This is a genomic window from Roseivirga sp. E12 (assembly GCF_017592825.1).
Taxonomy (GTDB): domain Bacteria; phylum Bacteroidota; class Bacteroidia; order Cytophagales; family Cyclobacteriaceae; genus Roseivirga.
The window spans coordinates 890,127-909,366 of record NZ_JAGFMD010000001.1 but is presented as its reverse complement, the minus strand read 5'-3'; the positions used below and the strand labels follow the sequence as shown (position 1 = coordinate 909,366).

Here is a 19,240-nt window from a genome sequence, read left to right as displayed (position 1 = left end):
CGATATCAGGAAGATGATTAAAACCTCAGGAATAAGCAACTGAAATGGGAGCGAGGTATGGGATACAAGGTCTTAATTTGTAGATAAGATCGGATAGGGTCCTTCTAAAAATGTTTCTAACTGAGGCTTTGACTAGTTGGATTATTTTTTAATTGCTTGGGATTTAGTTCTTTTGGACTATGTCCAAAAAATACCATGCAGAAATTTGGCGTACAGGAATTGAAGTTTCTGAATTAGCACTTAATAAAGACAAAGAAGAGATTGTTAGCAGAATTCTTCTTCCTTTTCTTAGGAAACAAGTTGTTTTGATTGACTTAAATACAAGTAGAAACTTGATTAATATGTCTGCAGTTTCATCAGTCAAGCTCTATCGCTCTGATCGTGAAATAAACGAAGCGGATTTTGGGTTTGGTAGAAATGGTCCACCATCTTATGTAGAAGATTGTACGGATATGATTTTGAATGAGATTCAATCGGAGATTAGGGGACCAGATGCCAAGTCACTTCTGGAGCTTTCAGTTGTAGAGCCTGAGAATTTCCTTTTTGTTATTATGCAATTTGACAATAAAGATTTGAAGTTTGTGCATGATAAAATTATCAAACCACTAGCAGCTCAATATGGCCTTAGGGCTATACGGGTTGATGAAATTGAAGATTCCGGTCCAATCAATGATCAAATCCTTGAATTGATTGCTAGGAGCAAAATAATCATCGCTGATTTAACAGGTGAACGTCCTAATTGCTACTATGAAGCCGGTTTTGCCCATGCAATGGGCAAGGAGATTATCCTGACAATCAAAAAAGGTGAAAAAAAACATTTTGATTTGGCGAATCATAGGTTTATCGAATGGGAACATTTTGAGGAGCTAGAGGATAAGCTAAAAAAGAGATTTTCAAGAGTTTCTGATGTTTTCGGTTTAACCCAGAGGTAGGTGTAGGTTGGTGCCGGATGTTGGAGCTAAAGATATGATCAATTCATTTGATCTGCTGAGTAAATGAGCTGATTTAACGAACATAGTAAATATTTAATTGGATGACAATGCCTACATGGCTCAATTATCTTTTCACTCTGAATTCTTCAAAATAGTTTTTCTGTAAGCTCTCCAAGTCTAATTGATGTGTCACGAGTAATTCCTGTACTTTAGTATCAGATATTGAATCAAGTTGATAGACCTTGAACTCTTTGAAGAAGGACTTCATGTTCACCTTAATCTTTCTTAATCCATTAGGTCGTAGAATTTTGATATCGTAAGCAAAATTTGAATCATGAGAAATTGTTTTTGTAGGTATAACCAGAACTCTGGTTACGCTTGAAGTCTTATACTCAGAATCAAACCAAGCACAATGCGTATTCATTTGGCTAGCTTCTGACTTATTAATCACCTCTCTATTGGTGTTGACTTGGCTCTTGCATTCAAAAAGAAAATAATGATTATTGACACCACACCATAGGTTGTCAGGACCTTTTTTGATCTCCTTATCGGGTCTTTCACTTAAAAAACCTAACATGATTCCTAGATCTTTCAGTGCTTCCTCAAATTGCTCTGCAGAGGTACCGAATTTTAAGTTGGAGTCTACTTCATTGATTTTTAACATCAAATCATCGAATGAATAGATCGTACCATTTTTAATCCAGTTCTTGATGCGTTTTATTCTATCCTCATTTATGAACTCCAATTTCTCGTAAGAAATACCTTCGCGAGGGACCATCAGTCCATGGTTTTTACGAAATGCACTCTTTTGAGAACGGTTGGAATCGCTTTTACTTAAAGAGTACTGAGATCGGGCTAACAGCTGCAAGTACCAACCTTTTTCTTCATCCTCGTCACAATGAGAATCGATAATACTTTGAAATAATTTGGACGCCTTCTCATAGTCATTCTGGTAGTAAGACATGAGAGCTTTTCGCTCTAGACTAAGAAGTGACGCTAGGTTGTATTCATTAGTTTCATCCTCAATCTGGTTCATTTCTTCTTTATAAAATTCTTTCCACCCCTCATCTCTCTCTAGGGACTGCTTAATTAGGCTTTGTACAACTAGAAAGGGTTGTTCATCTTTCGCTATGTCATTCTTTGCCATTTCGGCAATTTCCATTCCTATGTCAATCTGTTTACGAGTTTGGCCAGAAAAGTATTTTTTTGTATTTGAACCCTTTATGAACCTGATGAGATCATTCCCAATGACTAGGATCAGACAATAATCCTTTTCACCCCTCACACTTCTTCCTAAACCTTGCTCAATTCTTTGGGCAATTTTAATGTTTACAGAATCACTTTCTTTTCTGTTCTCTTCTTCATATTTATCTGATAAGGAGTTAAAAAAAGGTTTACCATCGACAACAAGAATACGACACGTTTCATCAGGAAGGTCTATCCCATCATACCTATTTGCGAAAACAACAGTCTCGGAGAAATTTCCTTTCTTCAGGTGCTCAACAATCTTCCATATATTATTATTGTCCACACCTTTGGCACCATACTCTGTATAGAATTTTGCTTTTTGGAAGGAGGACACCAAGGCAGCTATTCCATATTGTTTTTTAAATGGCTGTGCAATTGCTCTAACTATTCCCTCCCGTTCTAGTCTTTCATCTATCAAAGAGGGGATTACCAACATTTTTTCTCCAGACCATTTTCTTTTCGGATTGGTAATAGGTGACTTGATGGATTCTTCGCTAAAACCGAGGCCTTTTATAAAAAATGAATCATCTTGAGTAGTTGCCGACATGAGAATTCGATGACGAGAATTGTGAAATGTGGCGAATTTCTCAATGGGAAGGTGAAGCGGGGTGATCTCTAAGAATTGTCCTGAAATAAAGCAAGTACAGGAATTGATCATATCCTTAAGAAGTGGCCAGGTGAAGGCCAGGGCCATGGTTTCTCTATGTTCCGATAATACTTCTAGGACTTTTTCTGCTTTGTCAACCCATGACCAGTAAGGGATCGGAAGGTAACTATTATGTTCACCTCCTAAGATTTCTAGAAAAGTACCTTCACCTTGAGTTCTTATATCTTCTTCGAAAAGATCAAATATCTTAAAGAATGCCTCATCTTCTCGGTTTAGTCTAATTGTAAAGGCTTTCTTAATTGAATCAATGCATGCATGCGAATCATCAAGTATAATGGATTCAGAGTGGGTATAATTGTTATTTATTCCAAATATACTTTTTCCATTGAAAGCTTTTTGTACGTGAGTGATTAGGATTTTTTCGCCATCAATGAACTCAGCAGGAATAGTATTGTCTGCGGCAATCGTTGTATATGAGATTCCAAACTTTTTCGCTTCTAAGCAAGCTTGAGTTACCAAAAACTTATTTGGGCATATATATAAAGATGGGCCTTTACCCGCATTAATTCTTGATTGTAAAATGAGCAATCCAATTAATGTTTTGCCTTCACCAGTATGCAGCTTAAGAACAATGTCTTTTTTGTTTAAGTAGTTGGTGTACCATTCAGTCAGTACTTCAATTTGAGGTTGCCTAAGTGGGCCCGCTTGGCTTCTACGGTCAAGTGTCTCATAGATTTCAATAGGATTAGTCTTTTTCGCAATACTGGGGGTTGAGAGCCTTTTTTTGAAATCTACCATTTTTGAGTCTTTTAGTGATTGTCAGTTTATCCACTGATGCGGATTATGGCTGACTTAGTGTGTTCTAATGATAGTCAGGTAGATGCTGAGTTGGAATACCCATTTACAGGTATTTTTCTCTAGTTTGATTTGGTAATCTCCTCGCAGTACGAGAACGTACTTGCTTCAAACAGATGCCAGATTGTTATTCAGGAGGGAATAGATAAAATATTTGATAGTGTTAATTCAATGCTAATACTTTTTTAATGATTGCTCTAGCTAATTATTCAAGCCTTATGTTTAATAAACTCAAAATCTGAGACTAGTTGGAGGGAAATAATTAGCATTAAACTCCTTATCGAGCGTCATTATTTAGATTCAGAGGGGTTTACTTAAAAGCAGGTATTCCAGTAATCTCAGCACCAAGAATTAGCAAGTGAATGTCATGCGTTCCTTCGTAGGTAACTACTGATTCTAGGTTGGCCATATGGCGCATCATTGGGTATTCACCAGTGATTCCCATGCCGCCATGGATTTGTCTAGCTTCTCTTGCAATGTTCAAGGCTACTTCCACCGCATTACGCTTTGCCATGGAGATTTGCGGAGTGGTTTGTTTGCCTTCATTGAAAAGCTGACCTAAGCGGAGGTTGAGTAACTGTGCCTTGGTGATTTCAGTGAGCATTTCAGACAGTTTCTTTTGCTGCAACTGGAAAGACCCAATCGGCTTATCGAATTGAATACGCTCCGCGCAGTATCTTCTCGCTGATTCGTAACAGTCCATTGCTGCGCCAATCGCTCCCCAGGCAATGCCGTAACGAGCAGAATCCAGGCACATCATCGGTGCACCTAGGCCACTTTTGTTAGGGAGGAGGTTTTCTTTAGGAACTTTCACATTATCGAAAACAAGCTCACCAGTGGTACTGGCTCTTAAAGACCATTTGCCATGGGTTTCGGGCGTTGAGAAACCTTCCATGCCACGTTCTACGATCAAGCCATGAATTCGACCTGTTTCATCTTTGGCCCAAACAACCGCGACATCAGCCTTCGGGGCGTTTGAAATCCACATTTTGGCACCATTCAAAAGATAGTGGTCACCCATATCCTTGAAGTTGGTGGTCATGCCTGAAGGGTTAGAGCCATGGTCTGGCTCTGTTAAACCAAAGCAGCCTAGCCACTCGCCAGAAGCAAGTTTTGGCAAATATTTGTTGCGCTGCTCTTCGTTACCAAACTTGTAAATAGGGTACATCACTAGAGAGCCCTGAACAGAAGCTGTAGATCGCATACCCGAATCGCCACGCTCAATTTCTTGCATGATCAATCCGTAGGAGATATAATCCATGCCACCGCAGCCGTACTCAACAGGCAGTTGAGGACCGAAGGCACCGATTTCTCCAAACTTCTTAACCATTTCGTAAGGAAAGTGGTTGTTCTCAGCCCAGCTTTCGATGTAAGGAGAGATTTCTCTTTTTACAAAATCACGCACTGCACCGCGCACCATAATGTGCTCTTCTGTTAGTAAGTCATCCATGCCATAGAAGTCCGGATGTTCAAAAACGTCTTGCTTAGCAGATTTTTGGATTTTTGAAGATGAATCAGTGCTCATAGTGATTTGTTTTCTGAATTAAATGTGGTCAATTTTGAGCCACTTTTTAATGTATGCAAACGTATGAACAACTCGGAAATCGACCAAGACATAATTGACAGAATTAAGAAGCTGGAAGCTAAGTATGAGGCGATGGGTCAAGACATGTCGTCTTATCTGGATGGCTTGTTGCATGCTGACTTCTTAAAATACTGGGATTATATCAATCTTGATTCGCTTCTAGGGCTTCAGCAACCGAAGACTGACTTTCCTGATGAAATGATCTTTATCATCTATCATCAGTCGACTGAGTTGTACTTTAAGTTAGCCTTATGGGAGCTGAAACAACTTCATGAGCATGCTCATCCTGACATAAAATTCTTTACTGCCAGAGTGAAGCGTTTGAATAATTATTTCGAGCACTTATGCCACTCCTTTAGCATTATGACGGATGGGATGGAGCGGGAACAATTCCTTCAATTTAGGATGTCATTATTGCCATCTTCGGGCTTTCAATCAGGTCAGTATAGGATGATTGAAATTGGTTCTACCAGTCTGTTTAACCTTGTCAATAGGGACAAGCGAAATGAAATCAATGTAGATTCTTCTTTGGAAGAGCTTTATGAGGCGATTTATTGGAAGACTGGAGCTACTGAACTAAAGTCAGGCAAGAAGACTTTGACCCTTGAGCATTTCGAGGAAAAGTACTCGAAAGAGTTTATGCGATTGGCCGAAGATGTAGAATCTACAAATCTATATGCACTCTACTTGAAGCATTACGCTAATGCTGAAGGCAACGAAGACTTAAAAGAGGAACTAAGAAAATTTGATCTACTGGCCAATGTCGATTGGCCATTAGCGCATTATCGAAGTGCAGTACGCTACTTACATAAAGACCCTGTTGACATTGCTGCTACGGGCGGAACCAATTGGCAAAAGTATTTGCCACCTCGTTTTCAAGGCGTTATTTTCTTTCCCGAATTGTGGAGTGAAGAGGAGAAAAGAGATTGGGGTAAACACTGGGTAATTAAGCAATTAGGGGGAAAGCATTAGAAAAAAATATCCCCGCTGGGGGTTGTGGGTAAGACTCTAATTCAACTGTAAAACCCCCTTCTGTCCTTCGGACACCTTCCCTAGGGAAGGAAATTAGACTTTAGCCATAAATAGGCTACACCATTATGATAAAGACAGTAAAAACCATCTTAAGCCCAGAACAGGCTTACAATCCAGAGCTTTTCGAAGAAACTATTCTTAAAAGAGCCCAAGTTCACTCGCCTGATGCGGAGGTAAGACCTATCAGAAGATCGATTGATGCTCGTTCTCAGCGCGTGAAGGTTAATGTGGAGGCCATCGTATCGGTGAAAGAAGATCTGCCACCATTGATTTCCTACAGGCGAGACTATCCAAATGTAACCAATGCTGAGCCTGTTGTCATTGTTGGTTTTGGTCCTGCTGGTATGTTTGCTGCCTTAAGACTAATAGAGCTGGGGTACAAGCCGATCGTTATAGAACGTGGTAGTGATGTACAGAAGAGGCGAAGGGACATTGCTGCGATTAATAAGGATCATGTTGTCAACCCAGAATCGAACTACTGTTTCGGTGAGGGTGGAGCTGGTACCTATTCAGATGGTAAGCTCTATACACGATCTAAGAAGCGAGGTGATATTCAAAAGTCATTAGAGATTCTTGTAGCTCATGGCGCTACCGAAGATATTTTGGTGGATGCACATCCACATATTGGTACTAACAAACTCCCAAAAGTAGTTCAAGAGATTCGCGAGTCTGTTTTAGGAGCAGGGGGAGAAATTCATTTCGATACTAAAGTCGCTGACTTTATTGTAAAGGATGATGAGATGAAGGGCGTGGTTTTGGAAGATGGTGCCAAGGTTGAAGGCCTAGGTGTGATTTTAGCCACTGGCCATTCGGCTAGAGATATTTTCCAGCTATTGGACAAGAAAAAGGTACTGATTGAGGCTAAACCTTTTGCACTAGGTATAAGAATTGAGCACCCACAACAGTTGATTGACAAAATTCAATATCACTGCGCAACCGATCGTGGTCCATGGCTGCCGGCTTCATCCTACGCAATGGTACATCAGACCAAATATGATGGGAAGCAAAGAGGTGTTTTTAGCTTCTGTATGTGTCCGGGAGGCTTTATTGTGCCTTCAGCTACAGCTCCGGGAGAAGTGGTGGTCAATGGCATGAGTCCATCCAGAAGAGACTCTAAGTTTGCCAATTCAGGCATTGTAACGGCTATAGAATTAGAAGATTTAAAAGAATATCAGCAACACGGCAATTTGGCCGGGCTCGCCTTCCAACAGGAAGTCGAACAGCGTGCCTGTGTGATGGTTGGCGGAACACAGGCCGCTCCGGCTCAAAAAATGTCGGATTACATCAATGGGCATGTTTCAGGCAAGCTGAATGAGACTTCGTATCAACCCGGCCTTGTTTCAGTAGACATGAGTGAAGTCCTCCCAGAAGCCGTGCATATGCGTATGAAGGAAGGCTTAAGAGCTTTCGGGAAGAAGATGAAGGGTTACCTTTCGAATGAAGCACAAATCGTAGGAGTGGAGAGTAGAACCTCATCACCAGTGCGAATTCCAAGGGACAAAGAATCATGTGAACATCTCCAAATCAAAAGGTTGTTTCCTTGTGGCGAAGGGGCAGGTTATGCTGGTGGAATCCTATCAGCCGCCATGGATGGAGAAAAGTGTGCCGATCGATTGATCGCTGCTTACGGGAAGGTTAGAAAGAATTAAGAATTAAGAATTAAGAATTAAGAATTAAGAATTAAGAATTAAGAATTGTTCTTTTCTAGAAGTCAGAAGTCAGAAACTCTCTCGAATGCTTAATGAGGGATTAATAATGAATAGTTGCCAAGGGGTTCTAAGTTTTGAACTTCACCTAATCACCTAATCACCTAATCTTATCCTTCCTTCATCATTTTGACGGCATCGGATAGGCTCTGAATAATTTCCAGTTCTTCTTCGCCTTTGGCTAATGATTTGGCGATTTCGATATACTTGTCTGCATCTTTGTAGTCACCCAATAGTCCTTTGGCATAGCCAATAATCGAGTTTAATTCAAAGTTCTTTTCATCTATATCCAAGGCTTGTTTCAATAGCTGGGTCGAGAATACGATCATCTCCTCAGATGCATAATTCTCAATTATATCATAGGCGGTTGATAAGGCAAAGTCGGCTTTGCTGTCTTTCGAGAGATGATTATTCATATAGGAGTTAACCTCCAATTTGAAATTGTCAAACTCTCCTCGCTGTCCGTAATACACCGACTTGGTCGAATATCTGGCACTAGGTAATTGATCGTTATCTACAAACTGAGGTAGAACGTTGGTGACGATGTCGTTCATGAGTTTATCATCTCCGTATTTTATCGCCAATTGAAGGTTGTCGTTATAGACAGCACTCATATAATCATTGAGTTCGTTCTGGCCATGTGCAGCAACCATCAGCTCTTTGTGAGTTGAGATGTAGAGGTATGGATAGCCGTTCAACTGATTTTGATGTCTAGATAGGAGCCAGATGTTTTGAATGTCAAGAAAGTCTTCCTCCTTCATCTTTTCCACATAAGCCTTTGCAATACGCTTTGCCTTGATTTCATCTGTGCCTTCTAAAATGCCAATCAATTCCAGGTGCTCGTCTTTGGTAATCTCACCAGCATCGAATTTTGCTTCAAGATCGGGCAGTGTAGAGATCATGCGAGATATGCCTTTACCATAGGCCAAGAGTGCCTCGGCTGGCACAAAGCCATCAACCACTTTAAAGACTTGGTCATGAGCGGTCATAAAAAGCAAAGTAGGATAACCTGAGATATTGAGTTGGTCGGCTTTTGGGTACCCAAAATCACTCTCAGCATCAAACTTGACATTGATGAAATTCTCTGAGTAATAGTCTACCACAGATTGATCGGTATAAACCTCTTTGTCCAGTTTATGGCAATAGCTACACCAATCGGTATAGGCATCTACAAATACCAACTTGTTTTCAGCCTTGGCCTGAGCGAATGCTGCCTGCCATTCCTCCGTATTGGTTACCTCAAGAAATGGAATCTGAGCCATGTCATTTGCTCTGACAAGGCTACATAGTAACAGTAATATTCCAACCAGGTGAACTTTCATAACTCCTCTCAATGTTTCACAATCAACGTTAAGTGTTTACATTGATTATAATCAGTGACAAAAATAGCCAGAAATAGTTCCATCTGTTGTTAATTTAGGTTAATGGGTAAAACGGTGATCATAGGTAGTGTGCCAAAGCCATACAGGTATGCACATCAGGCCGCGGTAATGTTAGAAGAAAGAGATTTTGACTTTATTCCATTAGGAATTCAAGAAGGAGAAGTGCTCGGCAGAGAGATTTTAAACGTCAATGATAAGCCCAATATCGAAGGCGTAGAAACTTTGACTTTATACATTAATCCTACAAGGCAAAAAGACTGGTATGACTACATGCTTTCACTCGCTCCAAAGCGCATAATTTTCAACCCTGGTACTGAGAATCAGGAGTTTAAATTAATGGCTCAAAAAGCAGGCATCGAATGTATAGAAGCTTGCACTTTAGTTATGCTTTCAACTGGCGTTTACTAAGCTTTTTTTCCTTATATTCGTGCTTTGTTTTTGGGTAGTCCGAACCCACTTTTTCTTGGGATCAGCCAAGACGGATTTTAACCCTAAAAAATATTGTTTTCGAAAGATCTATGAGCGAAGAAAAAGCGAATCAGAATAAAGATTATTCAGCAGGTAATATTCAGGTTTTAGAAGGATTAGAGGCGGTTAGGAAGCGTCCTGCTATGTATATAGGTGATGTAGGAATCAAAGGTCTACACCACATGATTTGGGAGGTGGTTGATAACTCTATTGATGAGGCATTAGCAGGTCACTGCGATACCATATCAGTAGTGATTGAAGAAGATAATTCTATCACCGTCCAAGACAACGGTAGAGGTATCCCTACTGGGATGCACCCGAAGGAGAAAAGATCGGCACTAGAAGTTGTAATGACAGTGCTCCATGCAGGAGGTAAATTCGACAAGGATACTTACAAAGTTTCTGGTGGATTGCACGGTGTGGGTGTGTCATGTGTGAATGCACTTTCTTCCATGCTAGAAGTGACGGTTCACAGAGAAGGAAAAGAGTTTAAGCAAGAATATTCCAAAGGGATTCCGAAATACTCTGTTAAGGAAACTGGTAAATCCAGCTCGAACGGAACGAAGGTTCACTTCCTACCGGATACTGAGATTTTCAACGTTAGTGAATATAAATACGAGACGGTTGCTTCACGCTTGAGAGAATTGTCCTTCCTGAATTCTGGAATTACGATTACGCTTGAAGATAAGCGCGAGAAAGATGATGACGGTAACTTCTTGTCTGATACCTTTCATTCAGAAGGTGGCTTAACTGAATTTGTTGAGTACTTGGACGAGACTAGAGAGAATCTTGTTGATCAACCCATCTACATAGAAGGAGAGAAGAATGGCGTTCCGGTTCAGGTAGCCATGACATACAACACTTCTTATTCTGAGAATGTAGTGAGTTATGTGAACAACATTAACACCATCGAAGGAGGAACTCACGTATCTGGTTTCAGAAGAGCTTTGACCCGAACCTTGAAGTCTTATGCTGACAAATCGGGTTTATTAGATAAGGTAAAGATTGAAATCAGTGGTGATGACTTTAGAGAAGGGCTTACTGCCGTAATTTCCGTTAAAGTTGCAGAACCTCAGTTTGAAGGTCAAACAAAGACTAAACTTGGTAATTCGGACGTAACTGGTGCCGTAGAAACCTCTGTGGGAGAGACCTTGAGTACATACCTTGAAGAGAACCCTAAGAGTGCTAAGCAGATTGTATCCAAAGTGATCTTGGCTGCACAAGCCAGACATGCTGCTAGAAAGGCACGTGAAATGGTTCAACGTAAAAATGTACTGTCAGGTACAGGCTTACCAGGTAAACTAGCTGATTGCTCCGAAAAAGATCCAGCACTTTGCGAGATCTACCTTGTAGAGGGAGATTCTGCGGGTGGTTCTGCCAAGCAGGGAAGAGATAGAAACTTTCAAGCCATTCTACCATTAAGAGGTAAGATTCTTAATGTGGAAAAGGCTCAGGAACACAAGATTTATGACAATGACGAGATCAAGAACATGATCACAGCATTGGGTGTTTCTTTCGGTACAGAAGAAGATGAGAAGGCCCTCAACATGGAGAAGCTTCGATACCACAAGATCATCATCATGACGGATGCTGATATTGATGGTAGCCACATTCGTACTTTAATCTTGACATTCTTCTTTAGATATATGAGACCACTAATTGATGCTGGTTATATCTATATCGCTTTACCACCACTTTACTTATTGAAAAAGGGTAAGGATCAGCGATACTGCTGGGATGAAGCACAGCGTGCTATCCTGACCAGAGAAATGGCTGGCGAAGGAAAAGAAGATGCAGTGAACATTCAGCGTTACAAAGGTCTTGGAGAAATGAACCCAGAACAACTTTGGGAAACTACAATGGACCCATCACACAGAAGTTTGAAGCAAGTGACGATTGATTCTGCGGCTGAAGCTGATCATTTGTTCTCAGTACTAATGGGAGATGAAGTTGCGCCAAGAAGGGAGTTCATTGAGAAGAACGCCAAGTATGCAAAAGTGGATGTTTGATATTCTTAAGAATAGATGAAAGGGGCTTTAGCCCCTTTTTTTATGTCCTTAAAGCCCAAGTAGGGAGTCGGGAATGTGTTTCTCATAGAGCATTTGCATTATGCCATCTTTAAGGCCGACATCTGGAATGAGTATTGTTTTGGCATTAGCAGCTTTCATAGCATTTAGGTAGATGTTTCCAGCGGGAACGATAACATCAGCCCTGTCGGGGTTTAACCTTAGCTTATTAATTTTATCGTGATGTGATAGGTTTTTTAAGTACTCCAATGTCGGTTCCAGCTTGGTGATATCGGCTAGCCTTTCTTTTGTCGATTTGTAACTCAATTCATAGAGCTTTTGAATATTACCTCCAGTACCGATCGCTTGAATGTTTGTAGCATGTTCACCTAGTTTAACGCTTATCCAAGCGGTCATTTTACCCGTTTCAGAGTGAGCAGAAGTCTGTTCGAGGGTTCTTACAGATCCTAGTTTAAATGATTGAGAGTCAAGGTTTACTCTATTTTGAATGATGTTGAGTTCGGTGCTACCGCCACCAACGTCAATATGGAGAAAAGTATCTTGGCTCAGGTCTTTTAGGACAACATTGTTAATGAATTTAGCTTCCTCATCGCCATCAATGATGTGTATGTGAAGGCCTAACAGTTCTCTGACTTTTTGAACAATATTTCGACCATTGTTAGATTCTCTCATGGCAGAAGTTGCACAAGCATAGTAATCATCGACTTCATATAAATCGATCAATAACTTGAAAGCATTCATCAATCTGAAAAATCGATCTTCCTTTTCAGTCCCAATTATATGATGTTTAAAAACATCATCCCCCAGTCTTAAGGGAAACCTGATGTACTCTAACCGTTTATAGGATAGTTCTCCATCATAATTAATCACATTGGTAACCTGAAATCTGATGGCATTTGAGCCAATGTCAATTGCGGCTAATTTCAAATATTATAGTTTACAGCTATGAATTTATTCATTTCGCGTTTCTTTTCTGATTGAGCATTGTAAATTATTAATGCAACATTGTTGCGCCTTTTTTAAAAATGTTAGTTATTCATATATGAAGCATTCTCATCTCTTCGCACTTGTTGCTTTTTTTGGCCTCACAAGCTGCTTTAATAGTCCTCCTCCCAGTTTTCCAGAAGGAGATGTGGTAGGGTATGAACCCGTTTACCTGACAGAGATTGATAATAGTATTGAGTTGACAAGTGCTCGTGCTGTCGAAGACCCAGGTCAAATCTATGTTTTGGGAGACTTGGTTTTTATCAATGATGTGGGTAAAGGAATTCATATTGTCGACAATACTGATCCATCAAACCCTGTTAACCAAGGTTTTCTTCAAGTACAGGGTAGTGAGAATATGGTCATCCGAAATGGGATTGTATATGTCAATCAATACAACTCTTTGCTAGCTATTGATGTGAATGACCCAGAGAACATTCAGGTAATATCTAGAGATGTAGATGTGTTGAAGTCGGGACAGTATGATGATCTATTGCCACCACTTTCTGGTTACTACTTCGAATGCCCAGATGAGTCATTGGGCACAATAGTCGGCTGGCGCTTGACTACAATTTCAAACCCTAAATGCTACAGGTGATGAAGAAAGTAACACTATTCTTATTCCTACTTCTTTGTTTCGCATGTGACAATGATGCCAATGACTTTTCTCCAAACTTATCTGGGACCGGCTCAGGAGGGTCGCTCGCAAAATTCACGGTCTTGGGTAATCATTTAGTGATACTCAATGGTCAGAATGTTAGTAACTATACCATTGAGTCTGATGGACAATTAACATTTGTCAATGACATCATAGTAGGAGGGCAATTGGAAACCATTTTTCCTTATGGAAGTGATAACATTCTTGTTGGTAGCAGCAATGCTGTACACTTCTTAACTATTCTAAATGATGATAGAATAGCTTACCTGTCAGCTTATGAGCATCTGACTGCCTGCGATCCTGTGGTAGCACGAAATGGTATCGCATTTTCAACCTTGAAAATTTCCGACTGCAGATCGGGGACTATTGATTTCTTAGAGGCAATTGATATTACCGATATTGAAAACCCAACAGTACTGAAAGTATATGAAACCTCATCACCTTTTGGCTTGGCTATAAGAGAGTCACGACTGTTTGTTTGTGAGAAAGGAGGCCTGACCATGTACAGTTATACAGATAGCGGAACTTTGACGGAGATGGATTTCAAAGAGCTTCCCAATGCTGTACCCTTGGATATAATAGTCTCGGATACCCATCTAGTTATTAGAACTGATAATGGTTTTTATAACCTGTCTTATGGCGATACAGGTCTTAGTTCAGTATTAGGAGGAATTACTGCGGATTGATATGGCACGAAGCGTTCTGTTTGTCATCTTAACCTTGCTGGCTTTTAACCTGCACGCTCAAGAGTATTTTGAGGTTGAAAGGGATAGTCAGCTTGTTAGACCGAGATTTGCTATCAAGATCGTACCCACGCAACTAGCCTGGAGGTTCCCTGCATATACGGCAGCATTGGAGCACCGAATTGGTGAAAACTTTAGTGTTGAGTACAAGTATGGCTTGGTCAAAGGTTGGGACGTTTTTGAGGATGATGCGATTTATTTTGCTGATAAATCAGGGTTTAAAAGTGCTATCACATTGAAAATGTACGCGAGTGAAACCAGGAACCTTTCTGGGATGAGTAGTTGGTTCTATGGTGATGGACAAAACTCATCTATCTTACCTTTTATAGGTTTTGAACTACTTTTCAATGAGATCAATTTCGACAGGACGAGAATCTTCAGAATAGACTGTAATAACGGTTGTGAGTATTTTGAGAAGGCAACTTATGGAGTCTCTAGGCAAGAAATTGGTATTCGTTGGAACCTAGGGTTTATAGCCAAGTTAATTGGGTCCTTAAATATTGAAATGTCCGGTGCTGTGGGTTTCGTCAATCAAGATTACACGCCAGATAGTAGAAGGCCCAAGAACTTTGATCGTATGTACGGAAGAAATTACGATGAAGAGTTTAATGGAATTGTCCCTTCACTCAACTTGAGTATGAAACTGATGTATTCCTTGAAATAATCAGGAAACTCTGTAAAGTATTTAGCTTAAATCATTTTATTTGCAGTGCTTATCAAGAAAGACGGAGGGACTAGGCCCTAAGATGTCTTAGCAACCTGGGTAATACCTGGTGCTAACTCCTAGCCTCGAGCCATCGAGGAAAAGATGAGGATAGATAACTCTCCAACTTTCTTGATACGCCATAATAAAAAAGGATGGCAACAAAGATTCAAGAAGCCCTTAGAGAAAGGGTATTAGTGTTAGATGGTGCGATGGGTACCATGATTCAAAGGCATTCCTTAGAAGAGGAGGATTTCAGAGGAGAAAGATTTAAGGATCATGAACATCCCTTGAAAGGGAATAATGATTTACTTTCCATAACGCGACCTGATATAATCAGAGAGGTTCACAGCCTTTACTATGATGCAGGTGCGGATATAGCAGAAACCAACACTTTTAGTGGTACAACTATAGCCCAAGCGGACTACCACTTGGAAGATGCAGTATACGATATCAACTATCAATCTGCCAAGATTGCTCGTGAAGTAGCGGATGAATTTACAGCTCGGGAGCCACATAAACCAAGGTTTGTGGCAGGGTCAATGGGACCTACAAATAGAACTGCTTCTCTTTCTCCAGATGTCAATGACCCGGGCTTTCGCGCGGTCACCTTTGACGATCTTGTAAGGGCATATAAACAACAGGCAGAAGCATTGTTAGATGGAGGAGCGGATATCTTATTGGTAGAAACAGTATTCGATACTCTAAATGCCAAGGCCGCAGTTTTTGCCATCCAAGAAGTGTATGACGAAAGAGAGCAAGAGTGGCCGGTAATGGTTTCGGGTACCATTACGGATGCTAGTGGAAGAACTCTGTCGGGGCAGACTACGGAGGCATTCTTAGTCTCTCTATCACATATACCTCTGTTAAGTATTGGCCTGAACTGTGCGTTAGGTGCGGAGCAGCTGAGGCCTTATTTACAGACGCTTGCCCAAAAGGCCCCGTTCCATGTTAGTGCACACCCGAATGCTGGGTTACCTAATGAGTTTGGTGAGTATGACCAATCTCCAGAAGAGATGGCCGAGTTAATCGATGGCTTCTTGTCAGACAACTTCTTAAATATTGTAGGAGGATGTTGCGGAACTACACCTGATCATATTCGAATGATTGCAGAGGTCGCTTCAAAACATCAACCACGTCCTATCGAAAACCTTATTGAAGCTTAATCAGATGAGTAGAGTTACACTAAGACTTTCTGGCCTTGAGCCGCTAATTGTTACTCCAGAGACAAACTTTGTCAATGTTGGAGAGCGAACCAATGTTACAGGTTCTCTAAGGTTTGCACGACTTATCAAAGAGGAAAAATATGATGAAGCGCTCGAAGTGGCGAGAAATCAAGTGGAAGGAGGAGCACAGATCCTTGATGTCAATATGGACGAAGGAATGCTCGATGGTAAAGAGGCAATGGTGAAATTTTTGAACTTAATTGCCGCTGAACCAGACATCGCTCGCATTCCAATTATGATAGACTCTTCTAAGTGGGAGATCATCGAGGCGGGGCTTAAATGTATTCAAGGAAAGGGAGTTGTAAACTCAATTTCGCTGAAAGAAGGAGAAGAAAAGTTTATTGAGCAGGCGCAAAAGGTTAAGCGGTATGGTGCTGCTGTCATTGTGATGGCTTTTGATGAAGACGGCCAAGCTGATTCCTATGAGCGTAGAATTGAGATTTGCGAGAAGTCTTATAGAGTCCTAGTGGACAAGGTTAATTTCCCTAAGGAAGACATCATTTTCGATCCTAATATATTTCCAGTAGCTACCGGGATTGAAGAGCATAATGACAATGCTACTGATTTCTTTCGCGCTACGCGGTGGATTCGAGAAAACTTACCAGGAGCACATGTGAGTGGGGGCGTTTCTAATGTGTCATTCTCTTTTCGCGGCAATAATCCTGTACGTGAAGCAATGCATTCAGCCTTTCTATATCATGCCATCAAGGAAGGTATGGATATGGGTATTGTTAATCCGACAATGCTGGAGGTATACGATGATATTCCCAAGGACCTATTAGAGCGTGTTGAAGACGTTTTGTTAAACCGAAGGTCTGATGCCACCGAAAGGCTACTTGAATTTGCTGAAACTGTAAAAGGTGATGGAAAAAAGCAGGTAAAGGACGATTCATGGAGAAAAGAACCTGTTGCCAAAAGACTGGAGCATGCTTTAGTTAAAGGTATTGTTGAGTTTATTGAGATAGATACGGAAGAAGCTCGGCAACAGCATGAAAAGCCTCTGCATGTGATTGAGGGTCCATTGATGGATGGGATGAATGTAGTAGGTGATCTTTTTGGAAGTGGCAAAATGTTTTTACCGCAGGTAGTAAAGAGTGCTCGGGTTATGAAAAAAGCCGTGGCCTATCTTCTTCCATATTTAGAGGAGGAGAAACGAAAAAATCGCCCCTCCTCAATCCTCCCCAAGAGGGAGGACGGCAAGCCTGCATATCAAACAGCAGACCCAATGCTCTATAGGCGTTTGAAGGAATTCGTGAGAGAGCTTAAAAAGAAAGAAACTTTAGCTGAATCAGTACTTTGGGAAAGACTGAGAAACAAACAACTGGACGGCTATAAGTTTAGAAGACAACATATAATAGGTCAGTATATAGCAGATTTTGTATGTCTGACTAGGGCTTTAGTTGTAGAAGTGGATGGTGGTATTCATCAATTACCTGATGTTGCGGAGAATGATGAGGTGAGAACAGCGTGGCTAGAAGAGCAAGGTTTTAGTGTTATCAGGTTTACCAATGATGAAGTCTTGGCTGACATAGATTGGGTTGAGTCAGAAATAAAAACTGCTCTGCAAAAAGTCTCACCCTTAGGGGGAGATTTAGAGGGGGCTCGCAAGGTACTGTTAGCAACAGTAAAAGGAGATGTTCATGATATAGGAAAGAACATTGTAGGCGTAGTGCTGGCTTGTAACAACTATGATATTGTCGACATGGGGGTTATGGTACCAGCCGATAAGATTCTAGACAAGGCTATTGAAGAGAATGTTGATGCCATAGGCCTCAGTGGCCTCATCACGCCTTCGTTGGATGAAATGGTCACTGTAGCAAAAGAAATGGAACGTAGAGACATGAAACTTCCGCTCATGATTGGTGGAGCGACTACATCCAGAATTCATACAGCCGTTAAAATCGATCCAGTTTATTCAGGTTCAGTTGTGCATGTTTTAGATGCTTCCAAAAGTGTTCCAGTAGCTGGAGAATTAATCAGTAAAGAGACTTATGAGGAGTTTCATGGTAGAACCAAAGAACAATATGCCAAGCTAAGAGAAGATCACGCAAACCGTAAGCAAGTCAAAAACTATATTCCGTTTGCTGATGCTCAGAAGAATAAAGTCAAAGTAGATTGGGACACCAAGGAATTTGCGAAGCCTAGACAATTGGGTAATCAGGTCTTTAAAGACTACTCAATTCAAGAAATTCGTCATTACATAGATTGGACTCCATTTTTCAATACATGGATGTTGAAGGGGAAGTATCCAGCAATTTTTGATAATCAAGTTGTTGGGGAGGAGGCTCGGAAGCTTTTTGAAGATGCTCAACGTGTTTTGGACGAGATCATCGAGAAAGACTCGCTCTATGCCAATGCGGTCATAGGGCTTTACCCAGCTAATGCTGTTGGAGATGACGTGGAAATATATACAGGTGAATCTCGTCAGGAGGTACTGAAGACTTTCCATATGCTACGCCAACAAGGAAAGAAGGGTGCCGGATTACCCAATTTATCATTAGCTGATTTTGTAGCACCTAAAGAAACTGGTAAACATGATTACATGGGAGCATTTGCGGTCACTGCTGGCATTGGTATCGAATCATTGATCGAGAAATACGAAAAGGATCATGACGATTATAACTCTATAATGATCAAGGCTGTGGCTGATCGTCTTGCAGAGGCTTTCGCTGAACTAATGCATGAGAAGGTTAGAAAAGAGCTTTGGGCATATGCCGCCAATGAGTCTTTTGACAATGATACTTTGATCAAAGAGGCTTACCAAGGCATTAGACCTGCACCGGGATACCCGGCCTGTCCAGATCATACGGAGAAAGAGACTCTTTTCTCTTTACTAGAGGCTGAAAAAAATACTGGAATTAGTCTCACAGAATCCTTCGCTATGTATCCTGCTTCTTCGGTTTCAGGCTTCTATTTCATGCATGAAGAAGCCAAATACTTCGGCTTAGGTAAAATTGAAAAAGATCAAGTGGAAGATTACGCCAGTAGAAAGGGCTTCTCCTTAGAGAAAGCTGAAAAATGGTTAGCTCCAAATCTTAGTTACGATATCTAAATATTCACACTACTCCTTAGAATTAAGACACT

At 40.8% G+C, this 19,240-nt stretch carries 14 protein-coding genes and 1 riboswitch; of the genes, 10 read left to right on the top strand and 4 right to left on the bottom strand.

What is annotated here, in order from left to right; all coding sequences use genetic code 11:
• The first annotated feature begins 179 nt into the window (after positions 1 to 179).
• On the top strand, positions 180 to 932 hold the full coding sequence (locus tag J4E76_RS03890; protein ID WP_208501379.1) for a hypothetical protein: 753 nt from the start codon (positions 180 to 182) through the stop codon (positions 930 to 932).
• A 124-nt stretch (positions 933 to 1,056) separates the two neighbouring features.
• Here the strand turns inward: J4E76_RS03890 and J4E76_RS03885 are convergent, their stop codons facing one another.
• Both J4E76_RS03885 and J4E76_RS03880 read right to left on the bottom strand, forming a co-directional pair.
• On the bottom strand, positions 1,057 to 3,585 hold the full coding sequence (locus J4E76_RS03885) for a DEAD/DEAH box helicase family protein (protein WP_208501378.1): 2,529 nt from the start codon (positions 3,583 to 3,585) through the stop codon (positions 1,057 to 1,059).
• 367 nt (positions 3,586 to 3,952) lie between these two features.
• Positions 3,953 to 5,167, bottom strand: a complete 1,215-nt coding sequence (locus J4E76_RS03880; protein WP_208501377.1) for an acyl-CoA dehydrogenase family protein — start codon at positions 5,165 to 5,167, stop codon at positions 3,953 to 3,955.
• A gap of 63 nt (positions 5,168 to 5,230) precedes the next feature.
• On the opposite strand from J4E76_RS03880, the gene J4E76_RS03875 reads away from it, so the two are divergent.
• Together J4E76_RS03875 and J4E76_RS03870 are read left to right on the top strand one after the other, a co-directional pair.
• Positions 5,231 to 6,199 carry a tryptophan 2,3-dioxygenase family protein gene (locus J4E76_RS03875; protein ID WP_208501376.1) on the top strand — a complete coding sequence of 323 codons (969 nt, stop codon included), beginning with the start codon at positions 5,231 to 5,233 and terminating at the stop codon, positions 6,197 to 6,199.
• Positions 6,200 to 6,324: 125 nt separating this feature from the next.
• Entirely contained in the window at positions 6,325 to 7,908 is a 1,584-nt protein-coding gene (locus tag J4E76_RS03870; protein WP_208501375.1) for an NAD(P)/FAD-dependent oxidoreductase, read from the top strand.
• A gap of 167 nt (positions 7,909 to 8,075) precedes the next feature.
• Here the strand turns inward: J4E76_RS03870 and J4E76_RS03865 are convergent, their stop codons facing one another.
• Positions 8,076 to 9,287 carry a thioredoxin family protein gene (locus J4E76_RS03865; protein ID WP_208501374.1) on the bottom strand — a complete coding sequence of 404 codons (1,212 nt, stop codon included), beginning with the start codon at positions 9,285 to 9,287 and terminating at the stop codon, positions 8,076 to 8,078.
• 102 nt (positions 9,288 to 9,389) lie between these two features.
• Here J4E76_RS03865 and J4E76_RS03860 point away from each other — a divergent pair, with 102 nt between their 5' ends.
• Together J4E76_RS03860 and gyrB are read left to right on the top strand one after the other, a co-directional pair.
• Positions 9,390 to 9,755 carry a CoA-binding protein gene (locus tag J4E76_RS03860; RefSeq protein ID WP_208501373.1) on the top strand — a complete coding sequence of 122 codons (366 nt, stop codon included), beginning with the start codon at positions 9,390 to 9,392 and terminating at the stop codon, positions 9,753 to 9,755.
• 110 nt (positions 9,756 to 9,865) lie between these two features.
• Entirely contained in the window at positions 9,866 to 11,824 is a 1,959-nt protein-coding gene (gene gyrB / locus J4E76_RS03855) for a DNA topoisomerase (ATP-hydrolyzing) subunit B (protein WP_208501372.1), read from the top strand.
• A gap of 48 nt (positions 11,825 to 11,872) precedes the next feature.
• Here the strand turns inward: gyrB and J4E76_RS03850 are convergent, their stop codons facing one another.
• Positions 11,873 to 12,769, bottom strand: coding sequence for a Ppx/GppA phosphatase family protein (locus tag J4E76_RS03850; protein ID WP_208501371.1), 897 nt, complete (start codon positions 12,767 to 12,769; stop codon positions 11,873 to 11,875).
• A gap of 115 nt (positions 12,770 to 12,884) precedes the next feature.
• On the opposite strand from J4E76_RS03850, the gene J4E76_RS03845 reads away from it, so the two are divergent.
• The 5 genes from J4E76_RS03845 (at position 12,885) to J4E76_RS03825 (ending at position 19,208) form a co-directional block, all read left to right on the top strand.
• Entirely contained in the window at positions 12,885 to 13,424 is a 540-nt protein-coding gene (locus J4E76_RS03845) for a hypothetical protein (RefSeq protein ID WP_208501370.1), read from the top strand.
• The gene (locus J4E76_RS03840) at positions 13,424 to 14,170 is read left to right on the top strand and encodes a hypothetical protein (protein ID WP_208501368.1); all 747 of its coding nucleotides are present in this window, start codon (positions 13,424 to 13,426) and stop codon (positions 14,168 to 14,170) included. Before J4E76_RS03845 ends, J4E76_RS03840 begins: the two co-directional genes overlap by 1 nt.
• A gap of 1 nt (position 14,171) precedes the next feature.
• Positions 14,172 to 14,891 carry a hypothetical protein gene (locus J4E76_RS03835; RefSeq protein WP_208501367.1) on the top strand — a complete coding sequence of 240 codons (720 nt, stop codon included), beginning with the start codon at positions 14,172 to 14,174 and terminating at the stop codon, positions 14,889 to 14,891.
• 46 nt (positions 14,892 to 14,937) lie between these two features.
• Positions 14,938 to 15,042: riboswitch (SAM riboswitch) on the top strand.
• 43 nt (positions 15,043 to 15,085) lie between these two features.
• On the top strand, positions 15,086 to 16,096 hold the full coding sequence (locus J4E76_RS03830; RefSeq protein WP_208501366.1) for a homocysteine S-methyltransferase family protein: 1,011 nt from the start codon (positions 15,086 to 15,088) through the stop codon (positions 16,094 to 16,096).
• A 4-nt stretch (positions 16,097 to 16,100) separates the two neighbouring features.
• Positions 16,101 to 19,208 carry a vitamin B12 dependent-methionine synthase activation domain-containing protein gene (locus J4E76_RS03825; RefSeq protein ID WP_236017266.1) on the top strand — a complete coding sequence of 1,036 codons (3,108 nt, stop codon included), beginning with the start codon at positions 16,101 to 16,103 and terminating at the stop codon, positions 19,206 to 19,208.
• Positions 19,209 to 19,240 lie beyond the last annotated feature (32 nt).